General features: G+C 43.9%; 25 protein-coding genes, 2 pseudogenes and 1 riboswitch. Of the genes and pseudogenes, 21 read left to right on the top strand and 6 right to left on the bottom strand.

What is annotated here, in order from left to right; translation table 11 throughout:
• Positions 1–184 precede the first annotated feature (184 nt).
• From ACFSCZ_RS11005 to ACFSCZ_RS10985, 5 genes are all read left to right on the top strand, one after another.
• Positions 185–802, top strand: a complete 618-nt coding sequence (locus tag ACFSCZ_RS11005) for a class I SAM-dependent methyltransferase (protein WP_380773982.1) — start codon at positions 185–187, stop codon at positions 800–802.
• A gap of 47 nt (positions 803–849) precedes the next feature.
• Positions 850–954, top strand: a riboswitch (SAM riboswitch).
• A 221-nt stretch (positions 955–1,175) separates the two neighbouring features.
• A complete protein-coding gene (locus ACFSCZ_RS11000; protein ID WP_380773981.1) occupies positions 1,176–1,529 on the top strand; it encodes a hypothetical protein in 354 nt (117 codons plus the stop codon).
• Positions 1,530–1,651: 122 nt separating this feature from the next.
• Positions 1,652–2,215 (top strand): NAD(P)/FAD-dependent oxidoreductase, encoded by a 564-nt coding sequence (locus ACFSCZ_RS10995; protein ID WP_380773980.1) that lies wholly within the window; start codon positions 1,652–1,654, stop codon positions 2,213–2,215.
• A 329-nt stretch (positions 2,216–2,544) separates the two neighbouring features.
• On the top strand, positions 2,545–2,721 hold the full coding sequence (locus ACFSCZ_RS10990) for a hypothetical protein (RefSeq protein ID WP_380773979.1): 177 nt from the start codon (positions 2,545–2,547) through the stop codon (positions 2,719–2,721).
• A 302-nt stretch (positions 2,722–3,023) separates the two neighbouring features.
• Complete coding sequence (locus tag ACFSCZ_RS10985; RefSeq protein WP_380773978.1) at positions 3,024–3,743, top strand: sulfite exporter TauE/SafE family protein; 720 nt, start codon at positions 3,024–3,026, stop codon at positions 3,741–3,743.
• Positions 3,744–3,861: 118 nt separating this feature from the next.
• Here ACFSCZ_RS10985 and ACFSCZ_RS10980 read toward each other — a convergent pair whose 3' ends face one another.
• A complete protein-coding gene (locus tag ACFSCZ_RS10980) occupies positions 3,862–3,966 on the bottom strand; it encodes a YjcZ family sporulation protein (RefSeq protein WP_380773977.1) in 105 nt (34 codons plus the stop codon).
• A gap of 163 nt (positions 3,967–4,129) precedes the next feature.
• The gene (locus ACFSCZ_RS10975; RefSeq protein ID WP_380773976.1) at positions 4,130–4,564 is read right to left on the bottom strand and encodes a CBS domain-containing protein; all 435 of its coding nucleotides are present in this window, start codon (positions 4,562–4,564) and stop codon (positions 4,130–4,132) included.
• A gap of 549 nt (positions 4,565–5,113) precedes the next feature.
• On the opposite strand from ACFSCZ_RS10975, the gene ACFSCZ_RS10970 reads away from it, so the two are divergent.
• The 14 genes from ACFSCZ_RS10970 (at position 5,114) to ACFSCZ_RS10905 (ending at position 17,722) form a co-directional block, all read left to right on the top strand.
• Positions 5,114–5,314, top strand: coding sequence for a hypothetical protein (locus ACFSCZ_RS10970; protein WP_380773975.1), 201 nt, complete (start codon positions 5,114–5,116; stop codon positions 5,312–5,314).
• A 31-nt stretch (positions 5,315–5,345) separates the two neighbouring features.
• Positions 5,346–5,510 carry a glycine betaine ABC transporter substrate-binding protein gene (locus ACFSCZ_RS10965; protein WP_380773974.1) on the top strand — a complete coding sequence of 55 codons (165 nt, stop codon included), beginning with the start codon at positions 5,346–5,348 and terminating at the stop codon, positions 5,508–5,510.
• Positions 5,511–5,803: 293 nt separating this feature from the next.
• Entirely contained in the window at positions 5,804–6,697 is an 894-nt protein-coding gene (locus ACFSCZ_RS10960) for an endonuclease/exonuclease/phosphatase family protein (protein ID WP_380773973.1), read from the top strand.
• 366 nt (positions 6,698–7,063) lie between these two features.
• A complete protein-coding gene (locus ACFSCZ_RS10955; RefSeq protein ID WP_380773972.1) occupies positions 7,064–7,549 on the top strand; it encodes a flavin reductase family protein in 486 nt (161 codons plus the stop codon).
• A gap of 40 nt (positions 7,550–7,589) precedes the next feature.
• Positions 7,590–9,416 (top strand): XylR N-terminal domain-containing protein, encoded by a 1,827-nt coding sequence (locus ACFSCZ_RS10950; RefSeq protein WP_380773971.1) that lies wholly within the window; start codon positions 7,590–7,592, stop codon positions 9,414–9,416.
• Between the two features lie 170 nt (positions 9,417–9,586).
• The gene (locus ACFSCZ_RS10945) at positions 9,587–11,131 is read left to right on the top strand and encodes a 4-hydroxyphenylacetate 3-hydroxylase family protein (RefSeq protein WP_380773970.1); all 1,545 of its coding nucleotides are present in this window, start codon (positions 9,587–9,589) and stop codon (positions 11,129–11,131) included.
• A gap of 29 nt (positions 11,132–11,160) precedes the next feature.
• Entirely contained in the window at positions 11,161–11,712 is a 552-nt protein-coding gene (locus ACFSCZ_RS10940; RefSeq protein ID WP_380773969.1) for an FAD synthetase, read from the top strand.
• An 18-nt stretch (positions 11,713–11,730) separates the two neighbouring features.
• Complete coding sequence (locus ACFSCZ_RS10935; protein WP_380773968.1) at positions 11,731–12,513, top strand: dioxygenase family protein; 783 nt, start codon at positions 11,731–11,733, stop codon at positions 12,511–12,513.
• 73 nt (positions 12,514–12,586) lie between these two features.
• Complete coding sequence (locus ACFSCZ_RS10930; protein ID WP_380773967.1) at positions 12,587–13,729, top strand: muconate/chloromuconate family cycloisomerase; 1,143 nt, start codon at positions 12,587–12,589, stop codon at positions 13,727–13,729.
• Complete coding sequence (locus ACFSCZ_RS10925; protein WP_380773966.1) at positions 13,726–14,193, top strand: DUF3237 domain-containing protein; 468 nt, start codon at positions 13,726–13,728, stop codon at positions 14,191–14,193. The genes ACFSCZ_RS10930 and ACFSCZ_RS10925 overlap by 4 nt, the downstream gene beginning before the upstream one ends.
• 22 nt (positions 14,194–14,215) lie before the next feature.
• On the top strand, positions 14,216–15,073 hold the full coding sequence (locus ACFSCZ_RS10920) for an alpha/beta hydrolase (RefSeq protein WP_380773965.1): 858 nt from the start codon (positions 14,216–14,218) through the stop codon (positions 15,071–15,073).
• A gap of 58 nt (positions 15,074–15,131) precedes the next feature.
• Positions 15,132–16,316, top strand: a complete 1,185-nt coding sequence (locus tag ACFSCZ_RS10915; RefSeq protein WP_380773964.1) for an iron-containing alcohol dehydrogenase family protein — start codon at positions 15,132–15,134, stop codon at positions 16,314–16,316.
• A gap of 63 nt (positions 16,317–16,379) precedes the next feature.
• Positions 16,380–17,078, top strand: a complete 699-nt coding sequence (locus ACFSCZ_RS10910; RefSeq protein ID WP_380773963.1) for a CoA transferase subunit A — start codon at positions 16,380–16,382, stop codon at positions 17,076–17,078.
• On the top strand, positions 17,069–17,722 hold the full coding sequence (locus ACFSCZ_RS10905) for a 3-oxoacid CoA-transferase subunit B (protein WP_380773962.1): 654 nt from the start codon (positions 17,069–17,071) through the stop codon (positions 17,720–17,722). Before ACFSCZ_RS10910 ends, ACFSCZ_RS10905 begins: the two co-directional genes overlap by 10 nt.
• 233 nt (positions 17,723–17,955) lie before the next feature.
• Here the strand turns inward: ACFSCZ_RS10905 and ACFSCZ_RS10900 are convergent, their stop codons facing one another.
• Positions 17,956–18,363, bottom strand: a complete 408-nt coding sequence (locus ACFSCZ_RS10900) for a helix-turn-helix transcriptional regulator (RefSeq protein WP_380773961.1) — start codon at positions 18,361–18,363, stop codon at positions 17,956–17,958.
• Positions 18,364–18,464: 101 nt separating this feature from the next.
• On the opposite strand from ACFSCZ_RS10900, the pseudogene ACFSCZ_RS10895 reads away from it, so the two are divergent.
• Both ACFSCZ_RS10895 and ACFSCZ_RS10890 read left to right on the top strand, forming a co-directional pair.
• Positions 18,465–19,378, top strand: a pseudogene (locus ACFSCZ_RS10895) (SDR family oxidoreductase).
• Positions 19,341–19,682, top strand: coding sequence for a VOC family protein (locus tag ACFSCZ_RS10890; RefSeq protein ID WP_380773960.1), 342 nt, complete (start codon positions 19,341–19,343; stop codon positions 19,680–19,682). The pseudogene ACFSCZ_RS10895 and the gene ACFSCZ_RS10890 overlap by 38 nt, the downstream one beginning before the upstream one ends.
• Before the next feature lie 497 nt (positions 19,683–20,179).
• Here the strand turns inward: ACFSCZ_RS10890 and ACFSCZ_RS10885 are convergent.
• From ACFSCZ_RS10885 to ACFSCZ_RS10875, 3 genes and pseudogenes are all read right to left on the bottom strand, one after another.
• Positions 20,180–20,287, bottom strand: a pseudogene (locus ACFSCZ_RS10885) (VOC family protein); the annotation flags it as partial.
• 18 nt (positions 20,288–20,305) lie between these two features.
• On the bottom strand, positions 20,306–20,458 hold the full coding sequence (locus tag ACFSCZ_RS10880) for a hypothetical protein (RefSeq protein ID WP_380773959.1): 153 nt from the start codon (positions 20,456–20,458) through the stop codon (positions 20,306–20,308).
• Positions 20,459–21,085, bottom strand: coding sequence for a DUF2269 domain-containing protein (locus ACFSCZ_RS10875; RefSeq protein ID WP_380773958.1), 627 nt, complete (start codon positions 21,083–21,085; stop codon positions 20,459–20,461). It abuts the gene before it with no gap.
• Between the last annotated feature and the right edge of the window lie 38 nt (positions 21,086–21,123).

Raw genomic sequence — 21,123 nt, 5'->3', positions numbered from 1 at the left:
GCATGCGTTCCTCAACACGGACAAAAACAAAGTCAATGGTGGCGCACATACTGAAACCAATTAAACAATGTGTATTCTTGTCGTATTTTGATTATGTCCATTTTTAGGGGGCTTGACCACAGGCACGCCCCGAATAATGTCGAAAGCAGAAAACAGAAGTGATCATTAAAAAAGAGGTGAGGGATTGGAGAAGGAGAAGCTGATACGAATTTTTGACAGGCAGGCCGCAACGTATGCAAAAAACAATGAGCCTGTCAGTTTAAAAAGATGGCGGAAAGAGCTAATTGGCCACGCCAAAGGAGAGGTGCTGGAATTGGCTGTCGGAGCCGGTGCCAATTTTCCGTACTATCCCCCAGGCGTAAAGGTGACAGCAATAGATTTCAGTGAGGAAATGTTAAACACCGCCCGTCAAAGAGCGGCAGCCAGCAACACAGAAGTGGATTGGATCTGTGCGGATATTGAGAATTTCGAATTAGAACCGGGTTCCTTTGATACAGTTGTATCCACATTGTCGTTCTGCAGTTACGAAAACCCCTTAAAGATGATGCAGAACATTCAAAAATGGTGCAGACCTGATGGAAGCATCCTTTTGTTGGAACATGGCATCAGTCCTTCTTTTTTCATTGCAGGAGCTCAGAGGATTTTAAATCCGCTCCTGTATAAGGTGATCGGCTGTCACCAAACACGGGATATCCCTAAGCTTGTAAAAGATTCAGGATTGATTGTCCGAAGATCAGAGTCGATGTGGCTGAATATGTTCCATTTTATTTGGGCCCATCCGGGCACAGAACCTCCAACTTAATTTTTTTGCGATTTTTCAGACCGTTCGTTATACTGGAATAAATTGAATAGTTATCAAGAGTGGGTGAGAGATCTGGCTCAATGACCCCGCAGCAACCTGCAAAACGCAAGGTGCTCCAACCAGCAGGGCATGTATGCTTTGGATGATAAAACGGACTTTTGAGGACCTCTTTTGCCATCCGAGCAAAAGGGGTTTTTTTATGCCGTCGGATGGGAGGGAAGGCAGTTTTTACGTTACAGAAAGAAAATGACATGATATTTTTATCAATTGTGTTGTGATTTCACTGGCTTCAGGGTCTTCAGCTCAAGGTCACTTTTAATTCGTCTGGAGCTTGACACTGGCACTTTTGTTGAAAAAAGAGGAGGAATGAAAGATGAGCGAGATAACCAAGTGGCTGCGGGAGCAGCGTGTTCCGGGAGGGAAAAGCTGGGCTTCTGCCATGTACAGAGTCAATGCGGATGCTGGTTCATACATAAGAAAGATGGCAGAGCTGGCCGCAAAAAAGGAATGTATTGAACTAGAGGTGACAGAAAGTGTATATGAATTTGAAGTTCGTTGGGGGGAGGATATCGTCTGGTTTGGCAGGGATATTGATATAGACTTGCTGCGGACAGCCAGTGCCGCGGCACTTGAAGAGTTATTGGAAAAAAGAATTCATCGGCTGCGAGAATTCAAAAAGCCGGAAACCGATGGGTTCGCTGGTTACTTGTCGGAAAAACACGAGTGAAAGAAAGCAATAAAACTAGTAATTGAGCATCTTCCACCTTATTTTTCAGAAAATATGGTATACTGCAAGCGTGTGGAAAGCTGTAAAAGCAGCTCGAACGATGAAAAAAGGAGTGGAGATCTATGTATGATATTGCGATTATCGGAGCAGGTACAGCAGGCGGCAGTGCGGCGATCTTTGCAGCAAAGGCCGGAAAGAAAACGATCGTCATTGATAGCGACAAGAGCATGACCAAGCGTGCCTGGATTAGAAACCATTACGGGATTGAGGACATTACAGGCCCAGAATTGATTGAAATTGGTAAAAAACAGGCTTCGCAATTTGGAGCGGAAATTGTTCAGGATACAGTCGTGAATGTAACAAAGTCCGGTGACGGTTTTAAGGTGGAAGGTGAAAACAAAACATATGAAGCCAAGCATGTCATTTTGGCAACAGGTGCGCTGGCGACATTGGCTGAAAAAATTGGCGTCAAGACGAAAGAAGGAACAGAACCGCGGATTAAAACAATTGTTGATGCCGGTATTGACGGCAAAACTAATATCGAAGGCATCTGGGCTGCAGGAACAGTGGCAGGAGTCAGTGTACATACGATTGTCACCGCCGGCGATGGTGCGAAAGTGGCGATCAACGTCATCTCCGAATTGAACGGGGAGCGTTATGTGGATCATGATGTTTTAAAAAGTTAATAGAATCTCTTAAATTGAGAAGGCTGCCTTTCCTGGATTGAGGAGGCAGCCTTTTTTAAGCAGCAAATAAATGGTCTTGCTTTAAATCTTTTTTTAAAACATAAATTTTCTCCTGAATGCCCATCCTTCAGTAAGCCCTTATGAAATTCCCGATCCCCGTCAAGATTGCCAATAACGAGTCTGCCTTCTGTTTTTTACAGCGGATTTGTCTATGATCAAATTTTCTATACATGATGTAAAAAACGGTTTAAATTGTTAATAGATTCACGGTATAGAAGGATTGCAGATTGGCAATAAATAGAATAAAAAGGGAAGGGGTATGAAAAAAAATGGGTGAAAGAAACGGTTTGGAATTCCAAAGATTTGTGTGTAATGGCCGCTTTGAATTAAATGCTTATATGAGTTTTTTGATGCAACAAGCCGAGGTCAGCGCCGCCTTGGACAAAAAGATAAAGATAAACGAGTTCAGGCAAAGAAGATCCGTGGGGATAGAATCATCCAAGTAAGAGTGGTAAGGTTGTAAATACTGGCAGTCTGGTATCGCGCTGGCGGGTTATCCTTAATTCTTAAGAGAGAGAATTTCAATGAACATGCTATCACTAAACAAAGCTGTCCCAAGAACCGATATTACAGGTTTTCCGGACAGCTTTTTTAGCTGCCGGCAGGCCAGGCAAAGCCTTTGGACAGCTGATTTCCATTGTTGCGAGAGTGCGGAACCTAAAAAGGGGTTTAAATTTGTTATACTTTACATAATACAATGTCTCCTGCTCCTGGCAGGTCTTTTTACATAATTGAGGTGTACGTTGAAATGCTGATTATTATTGGATCCCTAATGATCTTGGTTGCGTCCTTTATCCAAGGCGTAACCGGCTTTGGCTTTGCTGTCGTGGCTGTACCGCTGCTGTCATTGCTGTTTCCCTTGCAAGTCATCGTGCCGATGCTTGTGCTTCTGGGGATATTTGTAAACTTCTATATCTTCTATCCACTGCGAAGGTACGTGGAGTTTAAAAAAATAAGAGGGCTCGTCTTTTTCAGCATTATAGCCACGCCTGTTGGAGCGTATTTGTTGGTATGGATGAATCAGTTTTATCTGCAAATTGTCGCAGGGATGATCATCTTAGTTTTTGGCGCCTTCCTATGGACAGGGAGGAGCTTCCACATCAAAAATGAGAAGTCAGCTCTTGGGATCGTTGGCATGTTAAGCGGACTGCTCAATGGCAGTCTGGGATTATTTGGGCTTCCCATCGCTCTGTTCATGGCCAACCAAAAAACAGAGAAAAATATATTTCGGGCAAATATCGCTCTATTGGGTTTAATTGTCTGTGCTCTTACCTTTTTGAACTATATGTATATGGGTTTGATCAATCGGGAAGTGCTGGAATATTCAATGTGGCTGTTTCTTGCCTTGCTCATTGGGCTGCTGGCAGGAGTAAAAGTCGATAAGTTCATTAACCAGACGCTGTTTATGAAAATCTCGCTGCTGGTTATTATGGTATCGGGACTATTTACAATTATTTTTGCGGTGTAAGGACTTTTTTGAAAGGCTGTCCCTTTGGAATAGCTTATTGGGTTTGTAATGGCGAATTCTTTAATAAATGGAAAGGAACGGAGATTGCATCCGTTCCTTAAAAAGTCTCGGCCGGTATCTACCAAAAACCGCCGCCAACATATGCAGTTCCTACGATAATCAGGAGAATAAAAAGAACAACAATCAGTGCAAAGCCTGCACCGTAACTGCCTCCACCACTCATATTACGCACCGCCTTTTAGTCTGGTGATGATATATCATATGACAGTAACGGTAAAGTGAGTGGATATTGAAGCATGTTTATTCAAATTAGACATTTGCCCATATACATGGGTTCGCTGACTTTCCTGTGAAAATGAGGGAGCAGCAGCCGGGCTCACCTAACCTTATTGTTGAGGAGCGGAAGGAGTTGAAATACTTTGTAAAGCCTGCTCCGCCTCGTTTGCATATTGATTTTGGACCGCAAGATCACCTAAAGCTACCATTCCAACAATTTGTCCATTTTCGACTACTGGCAAACGGCGAATTTGTTGCTGTGCCATCAAATTTGCGGCTTCATGAACATCCATATCAGGTGTACCTTGTACAATTTGCTGTGCTGTCATGACTTGTGATACTGGGGTTTGTGCATTTTCTCCCTGTGCTGTGGTGCGAAGGGTAATATCACGATCTGTTACAATCCCGACAACTTCTCTGTTGTTATTAACGACCGGGATCGCTCCGATATTATACTGACTCATTAACGCTGCAGCTTCCTGTACGGTCTGTGTTTCGTTTACCGTCAGTACATTGGATGTCATGATATCTCTTAATTGTGCCATATGATTACCTCCAAGTAGATTGTCTATTATAGAATGAGGCACATTTTCCCAATTTATGAATGGTAAATTTTTGCAGGCATAAGCTGCAAGGGATATGAATGATGAATGATGATCTTGGAATAAACATCTCCGTTATTTTCATTTTTTTAAAAAGGGGAACCCCGTCGTTGTATCAACAGCTTTTTGCAACAGTCCTTCAGATTACGCTCCTCACAAATCCATTTCTTGCCTTTGTACGATTTAGCATCATCCGATATGTATTTTTTCATCTTTCGTCGGGCTGAGGATTGACTGATTTTCAATTGGGAAGCTATTGCATAACAATTATTTTCTATACTTGCTGCTTCTGTAATAACTCCTCTTCGACGATTTCTATTGCCTCTTTCAATGGTACAAGCTCATAAATCATAATAGAAATCATCCTGAAGGTTCCTTCGGAGGTACGGAAGATATTCATACTCTTGTGAGAAAGGTCTCGATCAGGATGCACCAGGTGCCTACACGATTCTGGACCAATTCTCTTGGGAGACAAGTGACCTGGAAGAGGTCATGGCAGATATTTCAAATGGTATGAATCCAAGTGAAGCGGCGGAAAAATGGTTTGACGCCCATCCTGATCAAGTGGCCGAGTGGACGGACGGTGCCCAAGCAGGGAATGGAGAAAGCATGAACCTTGTCTTTGTTTGCCTGGGACACGGAGATCGCAAGTACAAATGTGATTGGAAAGGTTCTTGTACAAAATGGCTATGATGTGACCATTACTTAAGTAGAATTGGGACCGATGTTTGCCGGTATTGCGAACGGCAGCTCAGATGCCATGGTTGGCGCATGGCTTCCGAGTACCCACGAATACTATGACACGTATAAAAGAAATCTTCACGGAACTATAAATGGTTTAGTCGTTCCGGAATATGTGGGTATTAATTCCATTGAAGATTGGCGATAAAACCTGATAAGGGGCGGTGGCCGGTTGGGGTCATTGTCCTTTTTTAGAATGGTATGCTCAAGTGTGTACCTTCGTGGGCATATGTTAAAGGGGCTGTTGCCGCGGGGAAATATTTAACAACCCCCGTGCGTTTCGTTCCTTCATAACATTGAATAAGAGCACTGACCAAAAGGGATAATAAACTGTACATTTGAGGGACTGATGACGGATACAAGACAGGTGTTATCCTTTAGTACAACCTCCCTTTATGAGGAAGCTTTCTTCCATCACATCATTGACAAGGAGGATCCAGAGTGAAGAAAGTTTTAAAATCCCTATTGGCAGTGGCAGTTTTGCTGTGCATTTTGTTCCCGGGAAGTTCGCCGGGATTTGCTGCTGAAAACAAAAAACAATCCACAACCGTCCAAGTAAAAGCGATGACTTTTAATATAAGAAACAGTAATAACAATGATTCCTCTCCACATACTTGGAAAGAAAGGATTCCAGCCATCAGAAGACTGATTAACAAGAAAAATCCGGATATTATCGGGACACAAGAGGTATTGCCTTCACAGCTAAAAGATCTAAAGACTCATTTGCCTCATTATAAATGGATTGGCGGGAACCGGGGAGTCTATTCTGCTATTTCTTATAAAGAAAACGAATACAGGGTCCTGGAGTATGACTATTTTTGGTTATCCGACAAACCGGGTGTAAAGGGTTCCAAAACTTGGGGAAACCAGGTTCCAAGAATGGTGACTTGGGCAAAATTTCTTGATAAACAAAGCAACAAACAGTTTTATTTCGTCAATACACACTTTGATCATCAATCCGCCCAAGCAAGACAAAAAAGTGCAGAGTTTATTCTCAAAGTCACAAAGAAAAAATTTGATCCCAGGTTACCCGTTATACTGACAGGTGATTTTAATGCAAAACCGGGCAGTCTTCCCCACACAATATTAACAAGTCATGGAGCATTTAATGATTTATGGGAAACAGCGGAGAAAAGAAGAAATGAAAAGTTAGGAACGTTTAATGGATTTGACGACCCAACCGGTGGAGGTCCTGACAAGCGTATTGACTGGATTCTCGGGAAAGGGAACCTTGCAGCGAATGAAATAGAAATCGTGAACGTTCGGAGGAATGGCCAATTCCCAAGCGATCATTTCCCGGTGGCGGCCAACATTTCTTTAATCTACAACAAATAAGAAAATAACTCAGCCAAACGCCATGGGTGTGGAGTTTGGCTTTTTTGAGTCGACTATAAATATTTTTTGAAAAATTAGAATAAATAGGTCAAGTCTTGTGGTATGATTAGAACAGCAGCTTATGAGGAAAGAAGCGGGACTTTAGTAGAAAGATGAGATACCGCTGGCGTAACAGAACCAAGCGAGATTTATACCGGAAACCTCTCCTTTATGACGAAACGGAGACTGCGGGATTTTTTATATAAACAGGGGGGACTATAGCTTTTTAAAAGAACACATTCAATTTTCCGTTGTTTTTTGCGGTTTCCCAGTAGACATAATATTGTTACAATTCTTGATAAGTAAGTCATGGTTAAGGAGAGATGTATGATGTCTATCCAGGAGAATCTCGATCTTAGGGAGTTCAGAAATTGCGTTGGACGTTTTGCAACCGGCGTGACGGTCATCACAAGCAAAAACGAATCCGGTACCCATGGATTTACAGCTAATTCTTTTACCTCTGTGTCGCTTGATCCTATGCTTGTTCTTGTTTCCGTCGACCGTAAAACCAAGGCACTGAGTGTTTTGGAAAATAACCGTTTTGTTGTCAACGTTTTAACGAAAGACCAGCAAGATACCGCCATGCATTTTGCAGGAAAGCCAAAAGACGTTCCTCCTTTTGAGTGGGAAGATGGAAAACTCGGAAAGCGAATCAAAGATTGTCTAGCCTACATAGAATGCGAGCCCTGGGCTTCTTACGATGGAGGAGATCATGTTCTGTTCCTTGGAGAAGTGAAGAACTTTCATTATAAAGAAGGACAGCCTCTTCTCTACTATTGCGGAAAGTTTTCTGAAGTTGCCACAGTCAAGTAGTATGGCTCTATTTTTCTCAATTTGAACGGGGGGTAAAACGGTGAAGGCTAGCCAGCTTGTGTTCGATAATCTGCTTGAGACGAATCCACGGACAGGTATGATTACTTTCAATCATAAAAGAATGGTTTTAGTTTCAGTTGAAGCCCTCGGATTATTACGGCGGGATTTGATTAATACCCTTGGCATGGAAAGGGCCAAGGGCTTCCTTATGAGATACGGATGGGAATGGGGAAAAAAAGACGGCGAATCGGTGGCTTCTATGTATCAATGGAAAAACATCAAAGAATTGATGCTGGCGGGACCGATGCTTCATACATTGGAAGGTGTGGTGACTGTTGAACCAGATCAGCTGGAGATTTCGGAGGAATCGATTTATTTTACCGGTTTTTGGAGGAACTCTTTCGAAGCTGAAGAACATACCTCCTATTATGGGCTCGGAACAGACGAAGTCTGCTGGATCCTGGTAGGATATGCCAGCGGATATTTGACAAGCACTTTTGGAAAAGACGTCATTGCCTATGAGGAAAAATGCATGGGGAAAGGTGATTCCACCTGCAAATTTGTAGCAAGGCCTGCAGAAGAACTTGAGGAAAAGCGCAGGACGCTTCTAAGCTGCTATAAAGCAGATTCCCTGGTGTCTGAACTGGACCGGGCTTACAAGGAACTGAAAAATATCAATCGAAATATCATGGAATCTGATCGCATCCAACAGCAATTGACAAACTTTCTCCTTGAGGACAAGCCTTTATCTGAAACCATCCAGTTTGTTTCCGGCACGATTCAACGAAGTCTTGTGATCGATTATTATAACAAACAAATTGTAAGCGCTTTTTTAGATGAATCTCACGAGAATGTCTACAATAATTGGGCGGATAAATCCATTTATTCCGAGGAAATGAAGAATGATATTTCCACTTTCCCGATTAGGGCCAACAATATTAATTTAGGCCGGCTCGTTGTCATCGGAAAACATCAATTGCCTCAAAAAGAAAAATTGATTATTCATCGCGCTCTATCAACCTTTACTGTTCAAATGTACCATGATTGGAAACTCGCCCGTTCACTTTGGGACAAAAAGGAGAATTTTTTTGAAGAAATTCTAAATAACTTTGATTTGAAGGAATTTGAAAGGTTCTCACATCTCTTTCATTTTCTGCCCAATGATATCACCAGGGTGTTATCCATAAAGGTAGAACCCTCCACCGGAAGGCAGGATGTTATCCAGTTTTTAAAACTTCATCCTATCTATGCTCAGAAAGATCTTTTTTCAAATGATCAGTACATTAACATGATTTTGACAAACGACGAAGCTGCTCAAACACTTGATGCAGCTTCTGAGCTGCTTGCTATTCTAACAAATAAATTTAAAACTTTCCGCTTTTATATTGGGATAGGAAGGGAATCCAGGAATATCCAAACATTGAAAAGGAGCTATGAAGACGCCCGTTCCATTAGTGACTTCGTTCAGCTTACTTCTCCTTCCGGCAGTCTGATTTCTGCCTATGAAGATGTTAAACCAGTGATGATGCTGCTAAAAGGCACAGATCAAAATGAATTAATCGACTTTTACAAGAAAACGATTGGTGAGCTGGTAGAGTACGATCGTTGTAACGAATCAAACTTCTTATTAACCTTAAAAATTTACTTGGATCATAATGGGAATCTTCAGCAAACCGCGGATGAACTCCATCTGTCTATAGCCGGGCTGCGTTATCGGCTTGACCGGATTGAGAAACTATGCGAAGTGGACTTAAAGACAGGCGAAGGGCGTTTCAATTGCCAATTGGCCCTGCAAATCTACTTTGCCTTAACGATCAACAACAATAATAATGAGAGTGACGGCCCGCTCAAAACCCCTGTTGGATAAATTCCATTGGGGTTTTTTGTATGGAGTGAATCATACTGTAAAAACTGATAGTTTTCCAAAGAATTTCAGTATGGTTTTGCACTTAAAATGAAACAGGTTTTATTTGATAATAACATTACAGTTGAAAGCGCTTTAAACTGAGGAATTAGTTATTCTAAAGGAGGTTTCAAATGGTTACTCAAAAACAAAAAACCAAACTCCCTCTGACAGGAAAAGAATACTTGGAGAGTCTGAAGGACAACAGGGAAGTATGGATTAACGGAGAAAGAGTAAAAGACGTAACAACACATCCGGCCTTCAGAAACGCAGCACGCTCCATTGCAAGGCAGTATGATGCTCTGCATGATGAAAAAACCAAACCCATCCTCACAACGCCTACGGATACAGGAAACAATGGATTTACCCAAAAATACTTCCAATTTGACAAAACAACTGAGGATCTCATCCATTCCAGAAACGCCATTGCTGAGTGGGCAAAAATCACTTATGGCCAGATGGGAAGATCTCCGGATTATAAAGCATCTTTTTTAGCGACTTTAGGTGCTGATCCGGACTATTACGCTCCCTATGAAGACAATGCCAGGTTTTGGTATAAAGAGGCGCAGGAAAAGAACTGGTACTTCAACCACGCTATCATCAACCCGCCGGTTGACCGGAACAAGCCAATGGAAGCAGTCAATGATGTCTTTGTCCGGGCTGAAGAAGAAACTGATGAAGGAATTATTGTCAGCGGCGCCAAGATGGTGGCAACAGGTTCCGCTCTGACGAACTACAACTTTGTTGCTCACTATGGAGCCATGCCTGTCGGCTCGGAAAATATGGCACTGGTATTTATTGCTCCCATGGATACACCAGGGGTCAAACTAATCTGCCGTCAATCCTACGAGATGCAGGCTGCCGTCATGGGAAGCCCGTTTGATTATCCGCTCAGCAGCCGATTCGATGAAAATGATGCTGTCCTCATTTTTGACCGGGCGCTGATCCCTTGGGAAAATATTCTTATTTATAAAGATGTGGAAAAAGCAAACAGCTTCTTTGCCGAAAGTGGATTTTTGCATCGCTTTACGTTCCACGGAGTCACGAGATTATCTGTAAAACTCGACTTTATCGCAGGTCTTTTACTAAAAGCAATTAAAACCAACGGAACCGATCAATTCCGAGGGGTACAGGCAAATGTCGGTGAAGTGCTGGCGTGGAAAAACCTATTTTGGTCATTAAGCGACTCGATGGCAATGAATCCGGACCAAGGACGTAACGGGACAGTGTTGCCTAACCTCAAGTACGGGCTGGCCTACCGTGTGTTTATGTCTGAAGGATGGCCGAAAATCAAAGGAATTATTGAAAATGTAGTGGCCGGAAATTTAATTGTCCAGCCATCCAGCGCAGCCGACTTCAAAAATCCTGAATTGAGGCCATTAATTGATCGCCTCTACCGCGGGTCCAACGGGATTACTTCCCTTGAAAAAATCAAACTCATCAAGCTGTTATGGGAAGTGGTTGGAACGGAATATGGCGGGCGCCATGAGCTGTACGAACGTAATTACTCCGGAAACCATGAAAATATCCGTCTCGAAAACTTAAGCGCAGCCAACGATTCCGGGGAAGCCGAAAAATATATTGCTTTTGCAGAACAATGCATGGATGACTATGATCTTGACGGATGGGTAGACGACACGTGGATCAATCCGGATGATGTCAATTACTTCAAAAAGTAACGCGATCTGATCCAAGGGGAGGAACGAACATGAGAGCAGCAAGCGAAAATGAGCTAAAGCTGAAGTCATCAGTTGTATCCATCGGTGCTTTTGACGGGGTGCACAGAGGTCATCAAGCGCTGATCAGACAGATGGTAAACCGGGCTCGTGAATTAGGCGTGCCATCGGTTGTCTATACATTTGACCCTCCTCCTCGGGCCTATTTTCAAGGACATCGGGTTCTCACTTCTGTAGAAGAGAAATTGGAGCTTATGAAGAAGCTTAACGTGGACTATACAATCGCAGCCCGGTTCAACAAACATTATGCACTGAGGCCTCCGGAAGAATTTATCAAGGAACTCCGTTCCCTTGGTACGAAAGAGGTTTGGGCAGGCAGAGACTTCCGCTTCGGCAAGGGACAAGAAGGAACGATCGAGATGCTGTCTGGCTATTTTACAGTGAATATTTTTCCTTTTGTCACGTGCGAGCAAGGGGAGAAGATCTCTTCTACCAGAGTAAGAGAGTTGTTGAAACAGAAGGACTGGATCAAAATAAATCACCTGTTAGGGAGAACAAGTGTTGATACTTTTATGTCCAAATAGATGTAAGGGGGAGTTTTTATGCAAAAACAAATAACCAAGAAAAATGAGCGGGTCGAAGAAGTATTTAATCTGTTCATCAAGCATATACAGGAGTTTTTAAAAGAAGCCAAACTGAACCATGAGGAATATACCAACTTTGTCCATTGGGCAGACCGCCTCGGCCGCACCGGAGAACTTCCGCTTTTTGCAGATGTCTTCCTTGAGACGCACGTCCTTAAAGCGATGTACACGGACAAGCCGGGGACGCAGCCTTCCCTGCTTGGGCCATATTTTATCGAGGGATCCCCTGAATTGAAAAAAGAACCGGGCAAACCATATGTTCTGACACAGCGGCCCGATGAGCCGGGAGAAGTTCTTTATTTTAAAGGAAATGTCAGCAGTACGGACGGCATGCCGCTCGCCAATGTCCGCGTAGAAATGTGGCAAAACGACAATAGCGGAAAGTATTCAGCTTTTGATTCAGATGCGCCCAGATATAACCTGAGGGGATATTTCTATACGGATAAAAATGGAGATTTTGAAGTAAAGACAATTGTCCCCCTTCCTTATTCAATCCCGGATCAAGGACCGACGGGGGAATTTCTGGATTATATGGACCAGCATCCCATGCGCCCGGCGCACCTTCATCTCATGTTTGAAGCAGATGGACATGAAACCTTAATCACCCAGGTGTTCTTCGAGGGGGACAAGTGGCTGGAGACAGACGTGGCGGACGGGGTTCGGAAAGAACTCATCACGAAGCTGGAAGATAAAGGCGGACACAAAGAAGCCTCATTGGACTTTGTGATGCGCCGGGAATAAAACACTGCGAAGGGGCATTGTAAAATGTCCCTTTCCCTTTCGTTGGAAAATACAGCAACTGGAGGAGATTAATGTGTCTGGACTACGAATTAAGGGCATCAAGACAGAACTTTTGGATATCCCCATCAAGCGCCCCCATCAATTTTCTACTGAAAAAGTATCCACTAAAAGCTTTGTGCTCATTCGAGTGGAGCTCAGCAATGGCGTGGTAGGAATCGGTGAAGGCACCACTCCGGGCATCTGGTGGAATGGCGAGAGCGTAGAAACGATGAAGCTTGTAATTGACCGGTATGCTCTTCCTCTGCTCCTTGAGGAGGACCCCGCGCACATGGAACGGCTGCTTCAGAAACTGAACAGGCACATCCGCGGGAATGCCTTCGCCAAGGCAGCAGTGGAAATGTCCCTTTTTGATGCTCTTGGGAAAACGTACGATGTCCCGGTCCATCAGCTGCTGGGCGGCCTTCACCGGGACAAGATTCCTGTACGTTGGGCTCTTGCCTCTGGAACACCCGAAGGGGATATCGAGGAAGGGAAACAGTTGGCTGCTTCGGGAACATATGCAAACTTCAAGACAAAGTCCGGAAAAGAGTCCCCGGCAGACGATGCCGGGAGAAATATCCGTATTGCCGAAGGAATCCGCGGTCTTTCAACCATTGGCATCGATCCTAACGGCTCCTGGGACCGGATGACGTCGATGCGCTGGATGGATGCTTTTTATGAAGCGGGGATCGACTTCCTGAAGCAGCCCTTGCCGCCCGAAGACGTGGAGGGATTGGCACGCCTTTCCTCTATGAAGAAAGTTCCGATTATGGTGGATGAAAGCTTGGGTTCCGTTCACGATGCTCTTCGATTAGCCGAACAGAAAGCGGCTGATATTTTTTCCTTGAAAATCCATAAGTCCGGCGGAATGAAAAATACAGTCAAAATTGCCGGGATAGCCGAAGCTGCGGGGATTGCCTGCTTTGGCGGCACGTCATTGGAAAGTTCCATCGGAACGGCCGCCTGTGTACATGTCTATGCATCCATTCCGAACCTTGATTACGGAAGCGAACTATTTGGCCCTGACTGGCTGGCCGGCGATCCGGTGAAAAATTCTCTTGCAACCAAAGACGGATTTATTTTCGTTCCGGAAGGACCCGGCCTGGGAGTGGAGCTGGATGAACAGAAAGTGGAAGAATATCGAAGAGAAGAACGAAAAGGAGCCTTGACCCAATGAGACACCTGCCTGCACCTGCTCTTTCTTTTTTATGCGACATGGAATTGACCGTGGAGGGAGCCCATCTGCCGGGAAAAACCCCGATCGGAAACCGCCGCATTATCCGTGTTACCGGGGGAACCTTGTCCGGCGGCCGGCTGACAGCAAAGGTTATCCCCGGGGGAGATGACTGGATCACTGTCCGGGAAGACGGCACCATCATCCAGGACGTCCGAATTCTTCTGAGAACGGAAGATAGTGAGCTGATTATGATGACATACAGAGGAATTAGGACCGGAACGCCCGAGGTTTTACAACGGCTGGATAGCAACGAGGAGGTCGATCCGGACGAATATTATTTCAGGACGGCTCCCATCTTTGAAACAGCCTCACCCAAATATGACTGGTTAAACCGCCGGCTCTTTGTTTCCAGGGGTATCCGGCTTCCCGGCAGGGTTCATTATTCCATCTACACGGTTGAGTAAAAACAGAAGCGGGGTGAACGAAATGGGACAATATGTGACCACCTTAAAAGGAACAGTTTTATATATTCAAGACACTCCCGGGGAGAAAGGGACGATCATCGGTGTCCATGGCCTCACTGGAAACCATAAGCAGCTACACCATTACCAGGAATATTTTTTGGGAGAATATCGCTTTATCAGCTATGATCTGCGGGGAAGGGGGAATAGCGATCCGGCCCCGGCACACAGCTCCATTTACACCCATGCAGAAGATCTGCTCGATCTGATTGCCACGCTGGGGATCGAACGCCCCATCCTTCTCGGCTATTCGATGGGGGCTTATATCTGTTCTATTGCTGCCAGCCGCCTGCCGGAGGTGAAGGCACTGATTCTTTTGGACGGAGCCGGAGAGGCTGACGATGAAACAAGGGAACTGGTCCTCCCTTCTTTGGGACGCTTGGGAAAAAGGTACGGATCTCCAAATGAATATAAGGAAGAAGCGAAGCGGCTGTATACGGGACTGGGGGTTGATTGGGGAACATATATGGAAGAAGTCGTACTTTACGAGATCCGGGAAGAGGCAGGTGTCTGGAGAAATAAGGCGGACGCTCCAACAATCATACGGGACTTTGACAGTTTTTTCACTTTTCGGCCGGAATCAGTGTTTCCGCAAGTGGCATGTCCATGTTTTCTTCTGACCGCTGCCGGGTCACTTGGGAAAGGCCCTCTTTTTAAAGAAAAGGGATATGTACGGACAAAAAAGCTGATCCCGCGGATCCGGACAAAGGTCACGACGTTGAATCATTATGAACTGGTCTTTAACAGGCAGCCGGACATCCTTTATACGATCCGGCAGTTTTTATCATCCATTCAACCTGCTGCAGGTAAACATTCAGAATAAAGCCCGGTTCATCAACAACCTTGACGATAGTGTGTTGATCAGGAGGGGAAGGTGTCTTATGAGTCATTTTAGCTATATCTTTTACGCCCAGGAGGTTATTTCAGGTCCGGGCTCTATCCAAAAAATAAAAGATCAAATCGACCGGTTTCAGCTGAAGAATGTCATGTTGAGCACGACAAAAGGATGTACATCCAGAGGTTGTACAAGATTCATACAGGAAGTGCTTGGAGACCGTTTGTCTCTCGTTTATGATGAGGTTCTGCCGCACGTTCAGGATTTTCAAGTGGAAGAGGCTTTAAGGCGGGCCGTCAAACATGAGATTGATGGAATCATCGGGTTAGGTGGAGGGAGTGCAATCGGGATGGCTAAAGCCCTTAGCCATGCCTTGGAAAAAAGCAAAACAGCGAATGAAAAATTGGACGGGACGCCGACAGCACAGCCGTTGATTCCGGTCATTGCCATCCCAACCACTTATGCTGGATCCGAAATGACTCCTGTTTATGGTATCACACATAACGAAGATAACATTAAAAGGAAAGTCACCGTCAAGGATGTCAAGATTACACCCAAATCAGTCATTTATGATGCGGAATGGACGATGGGTCTTCCTCCCAAAATTGCTGCTGGATCCGGGATCAATGCTTTTGCCCATTGTATTGAGGCCCTTTACTCCATAAGTAAGAATCCCGTCTCAACAACCATTGCCCTCAAAGGCATCCAATTGATCAAGACATCTCTATTGCCAAGCTGCTCGTCTTCTCCATCCTTGTCAGCTAAAACCAAAATGCTGGAGGGCTCTTTTTTTGCCGGACTTGCACTGGCCAATGTAGAAATGGGGCTTCATCATGGGATCTGCCACGTGTTAGGCGGCAGTGCGGGTGTCTCGCACGGGGACGCAAACAGTGTCATGCTGCCGTATGTTATGCTGTTTAACCTGGACGAGACCGCACCGGAACTTTCGTTGGCAGCCGAGGCCATGGGGATAAACACGTCGAAACTGACTGACAGGGAAGCCGGCAGACAAGCAGCGATACAAGTGTTTGATTGGATAAAAGAATTAGGTTTGCCCCATCGATTAAAAGACCTGAACGTACCGGAGTCTGATATTTCAAAGCTTGCGCATCTGGCTTTTATGAACAAGACCGTGCAAAACAATCCTAAACGAATAGAAAGCGTGGAACAGTTGGAACATTTATTGATGCAAGCGTGGCATGGAGAGATTTACAGCAGCCATTCCGGCTAGACGCAGGTGTTCATACCTCACCAAACAAAATATTCATTTTTACCATGATAAGGGAGTGAAGTCATGAGTGCCTCTAAAGTGACAGATACAGAGGAAGCGGTACGAAGAAATGTCAAATCCGGGGATACGATCATGGTCGGCGGGTTCGGTCTGATTGGCAGCCCCCTGACTTTAATTGATGAGCTGACAAAACATGATGCAGATCAATTGACCATCATCAGTAACAATATCGGAGAAGCAGGCAGAGGGCTTGGTCTTTTGCTCAGGCAGGGAAAGATCAAAAAAGCCATCGGGTCCTATTTTACAAGCAACCGGGAAGTGGCCCAGTGGTATAACGCCGGAAAGCTCGAGCTTCAACTGATGCCGCAGGGTACTTTTTCTGAAGCCATCCGGGCAGGCGGAGCGGGAATCGGCGGGTTTTATACCAAAACTGCCGTCGGGACAGAGCTCGCCCAAGGGAAAGAGACGAAAGTCATCGACGGAGAGACGTACCTCTTCGAAAAAGCTCTGAAGGCCGATGTGGCGCTCGTGCGGGCGAAAAAGGCCGACACCCTGGGGAATCTCGTCTATTATAAGACAGCCAGAAACTTTAACCCGATGATGGCGACGGCAGCAAAATACGTGATCGCCGAAGTGGAAGAAATCGTGGAACCCGGGGATCTTTCCCCGGAAGAGATTGTTACCCCCCACCTTTTTGTAGATGCCATCACCACCAGCCGACTCATTTTGACGAGAGAAGGGGTGAAAGAAGTATGGGCATAAAAGAAATGATTGCCAAGCGGGCGGCTCAGGAGCTGACCCCTTACTCGATCATTAATCTTGGAATCGGAATTCCGACATGGGTTCCCGATTACTTGGATCAAAGCCGATTTTATCTTCATACGGAGAACGGATTGCTGGGCGTGACTTCTGTTGAAGAGGAGGCGATTGACCCCAATCTGGTTAACGCCGGCAAGCTCCCTGTCGGAGAAGCTGCAGGAGCTTCCTATTTTCATAGTGCAGATTCTTTCGCAATGATCCGGGGTGGTCATGTCGACGTCGCGATCCTGGGGGCCCTCCAAGTGGACGGCAGAGGGATGGTCGCCAATTGGGCAATTCCCGGAAAGGATATTATCGGAGTCGGGGGAGCTATGGACCTCCTTACAGGAGCGAAAAAAATCATCATTACAATGAGCCATGTCTCTAAGGACGGTTCGCCGAAGTTTGTAGAGCGCTGTACCTTTCCCATTACTTCCACCCGGATTGCCGATGTCATTATTACGGACCTGGCGGTTTTTCAATGGAAAAAAGACAGATACGAACTGGTGGAGCTCATGGGTGATGCCACACTGAGCGAAGTGAAAGAAAAGACGGCCGCCTCTTTCCGGATCAGTGAGGAACTCTTGCAAAAGGAGGAGCGGACATGAGTTACTGCTATGATTAGCATGTACTGTCGGGAAGCGGGAGCAAATAATGGACTGGACACTCTTAATCAAGCAATTAACAAGAACTTTAGGTTAACAGAGAAAATCGCCAAGTCCATCATAGGGGATTACGGAATTTAGTATATATGAGCCGGAAACTCACCTATAATGATAGTTTTAATCATACCAAAGAGGACGAATATTGAACTGTCTACAAATGTAAAAGATGATTGGATTTAAATAGACCCAAGAATGGGTGCTGGAGAAATTGAATCATGGTAGCCTACATCATTGGCATTTTTCTGCAAGAAACGTGGAATAGAAGCAATAAGTTTTTGACGTGCTTTATTCCAATCGGTTGTTAAACCTAGGTCATTTAGTAACCGGGGTGATGGTGAAATAAACAAAGACTTAATTTCATTATCTTTTAAACCTGTTATATTTGTTCGATAGCCTTCCAGTAAAGACCAGCCTCCATTTTTTCCACGCTTTGCGAAAACTGGAATTCCTGTTCTGCTCAAGGCTTCCATGTCCCGATGAATGGTACGTTCGGTCACTTCCAATTCATTCGCCAATGCTTTGGTTGTTAATTTTTCGTTATTTTGTAACAACAATATTATGCTAATAAGTCTGTCTGCCCGCATGGATAACCACCTAACAAAAATATTTTAAAAGGCTTAATATGACATAAGGTGTCATCATTATAGATTATACTATAGATATTACAAATGGGAGGCAGATAAAAATGAAATCTTTAAAGGGAAAAGTAGCTTTGGTAGCTGGTGGAACAAGAGGAGCCGGACGTGGTATTGCTATGGAGTTAGGTGCCGCAGGAGCTACTGTCTATATCACTGGGCGTACGACACGACACGAGATTTCTGAATACGGGCGCCATGAAACTATTGAAGAAACAGCTGATCTAGTAAATAACTTAGGTGGAATCGGAATTGCTGTTCAAGTTGACCATCTTATTCATGAACAAGTACAGTCCTTAATTGAAAGAATTGAGAAAGAACATGGAAGGTTAGATATACTTGTAAATGATATTTGGTAGGTGAATATCTTGTTGACTGGTGGAATACGAGAGTATGGGAGCATTCGCTTGAAAAAGGCTTAAGAATGCTTCGTTTAGCGATTGATACTCATTTGATTACGAGCCATTACGCATTACCATTGCTCATCAAAAACGAGGGTGGACTTGTCATAGAAATGACCGATGGCACAAAAGAGTATAATAATGAGAACTATCGCTTACCAATGTTTTATGATCTAGCTAAAAGCTCAGTCATCCGTATAGCAGAAGGGCTCGCTCACGAATTAGAACAGCATCTTTGCACAGCTGTCTCCTTAACCCCAGGCTGGATGCGATCCGAAATCATGCTCGATCATTATGGTGTCAAAGAAGAAAACTGGCATGACGCTACTGAGAAGGAACCTCATTTCGTCATCTCGGAAACGCCACGTTATGTGGGGCGAGCTGTTGCAGCCCTTGCTGGAGATCCCGAAGTCTCATGTTGGAACGGTCAATCTCTGTCAAGCGGAAAGCTTGCACAAATCTATGGTTTCACTGATCTTGATGGTTCTCAGCCAGATTGTTGGCGTTATATCGTAGAAGTGCAGGATGCTGGCAAGCAAGCAGATGCTACCGGTTATCGTTAAAAAACTTATATACTATATTAGACTATTGATTGGAGATTCACCAATTATGATCGTGGACGAGTTTCCGGAATACTCGATTATGAAGAGCCCTGAGTCTCTTGGAGGAACTACGATGCATATTTTTCTTTATGTTGAGAACGTAGATGCTCTTTTTGCACAAGCTATTGATGCAGGTGCAAAGGAACTGATGCCTGTAGAAGATCATTCTGAAGGTGATCGACGCGAGGGAGTAACGGATCCATTTGGACACATTTGGTGGATCGCAACACATATAAAGGATGTACCGATTGAGGAAATCGGGTAGCACTATGTTGTTGCGAGACCTCTGTTATGTTTTACATCTTCCACACAAAGGCGCAATTCCAGAATAGAAATTGCGCCTTTGTGAATATGGACACTGAAACAAGATCAGAGCAGATTGATAATCGTAATTAGATAGGTAAATAGGAAATAAAACAGGGATAAAAAAGCTTTTTTCATCCCGATAATTAAATATTGAAATTAAAGTTAAAAAAAAATGTATTAAAAATGAACATCTCCTTGCATACTTCATTAAACGTAATTATTGGGGAGCGTCAGGAAAGAGCATATTTACAATGATAAGATAATTAATATAAGGATAATGCCCTTAGCTTAAGAAATAGAAACACCAGTCTTAGGTTGGAAAGGCTGTCGAGAAACCCCGACAACCTTTGGTATGCCCGGGATGGGCATACCAACAAGTTATTGAACAAACGGGTCAGATTGTTGAATAACATCCCACTGACTGGGTTTGGGTTTGTTAGGGGAATTGTGTTATTATTGATCAACTTCTTTTGATGATTCCATTAAGAAGCCAAGATGAAATGCTTTTGGGTAAGGTTCATCCTTCATATCTTTAAATGCTTTTGGATCACTTAATACGAGAATACGGTTTCTCTATTTTGTTCAAATACGTTTATCTTTTTGTAATAGCGAGATGGCGATTATTGAAATCAAACCAAACCCTGCACCAATTATGATTCCAGGTGCTGGGTTTTTTAAAGCTAAACCAATTCCAAAACCAATTAATAAGCACGCAATAAATGACCAAAATTTCATTTACGCTTCCCCCTTTAAATTATTCGTTTGAAGGTTTTTCTTCTTCTGCCTTTTTCCCCAAGGCTTTAAATATGAAATGACAACTAAAAAGATAATCATGCTAAATGAAATCACTATCCCAAGGAACAACATCCCTCGACTATAAAGATAAGCAGGATTTTGTAAAGGATGAATGGAGTTTGAGAAAATCCCACTCACTGTTGTGTGTATCCAAATCCGCATATATACAGAGCCAAATAATATAGCAGCAGTAGTTACTCCTATCTTTGCCATGACCCAATAATATTTAGTCACTCCCCAATTTGTACGGACAGCAAGCCACATTCCAGTAATGAACGAACCAATTCCACCTGGAATAATCAAGAACCAATCAAAAAATTCAATAAACAAATGGGCTGAATAAATTTGTTCCCTACCTAAAATAAAATAAGTTGATAAAGCTAATAGTGTGGTACCTAACATACCTCCAATAAAAATAACAATGAAGAAAATATGGCTAATCAGCCACCAGTTTTTCTGTTTGTGACTTAAATTCTTTTTCTTGGTTTTCCCAATCCAAATGGGTACAAAAATTAAAAGTACTAGCAATATAGAAGTACCAATAAATATTCCAATATCTTCACTCATTTTTCGTAAACTCCTTCCAAGATTCAGATATTCATTCA

The sequence above is a fragment of the Siminovitchia sediminis genome (assembly GCF_042680885.1).
GTDB lineage: Bacteria > Bacillota > Bacilli > Bacillales > Bacillaceae_C > Siminovitchia > Siminovitchia sediminis.
The sequence above is the reverse complement of the archived record's forward strand: the minus strand, read 5'-3'. Positions and strand labels throughout refer to the sequence as shown.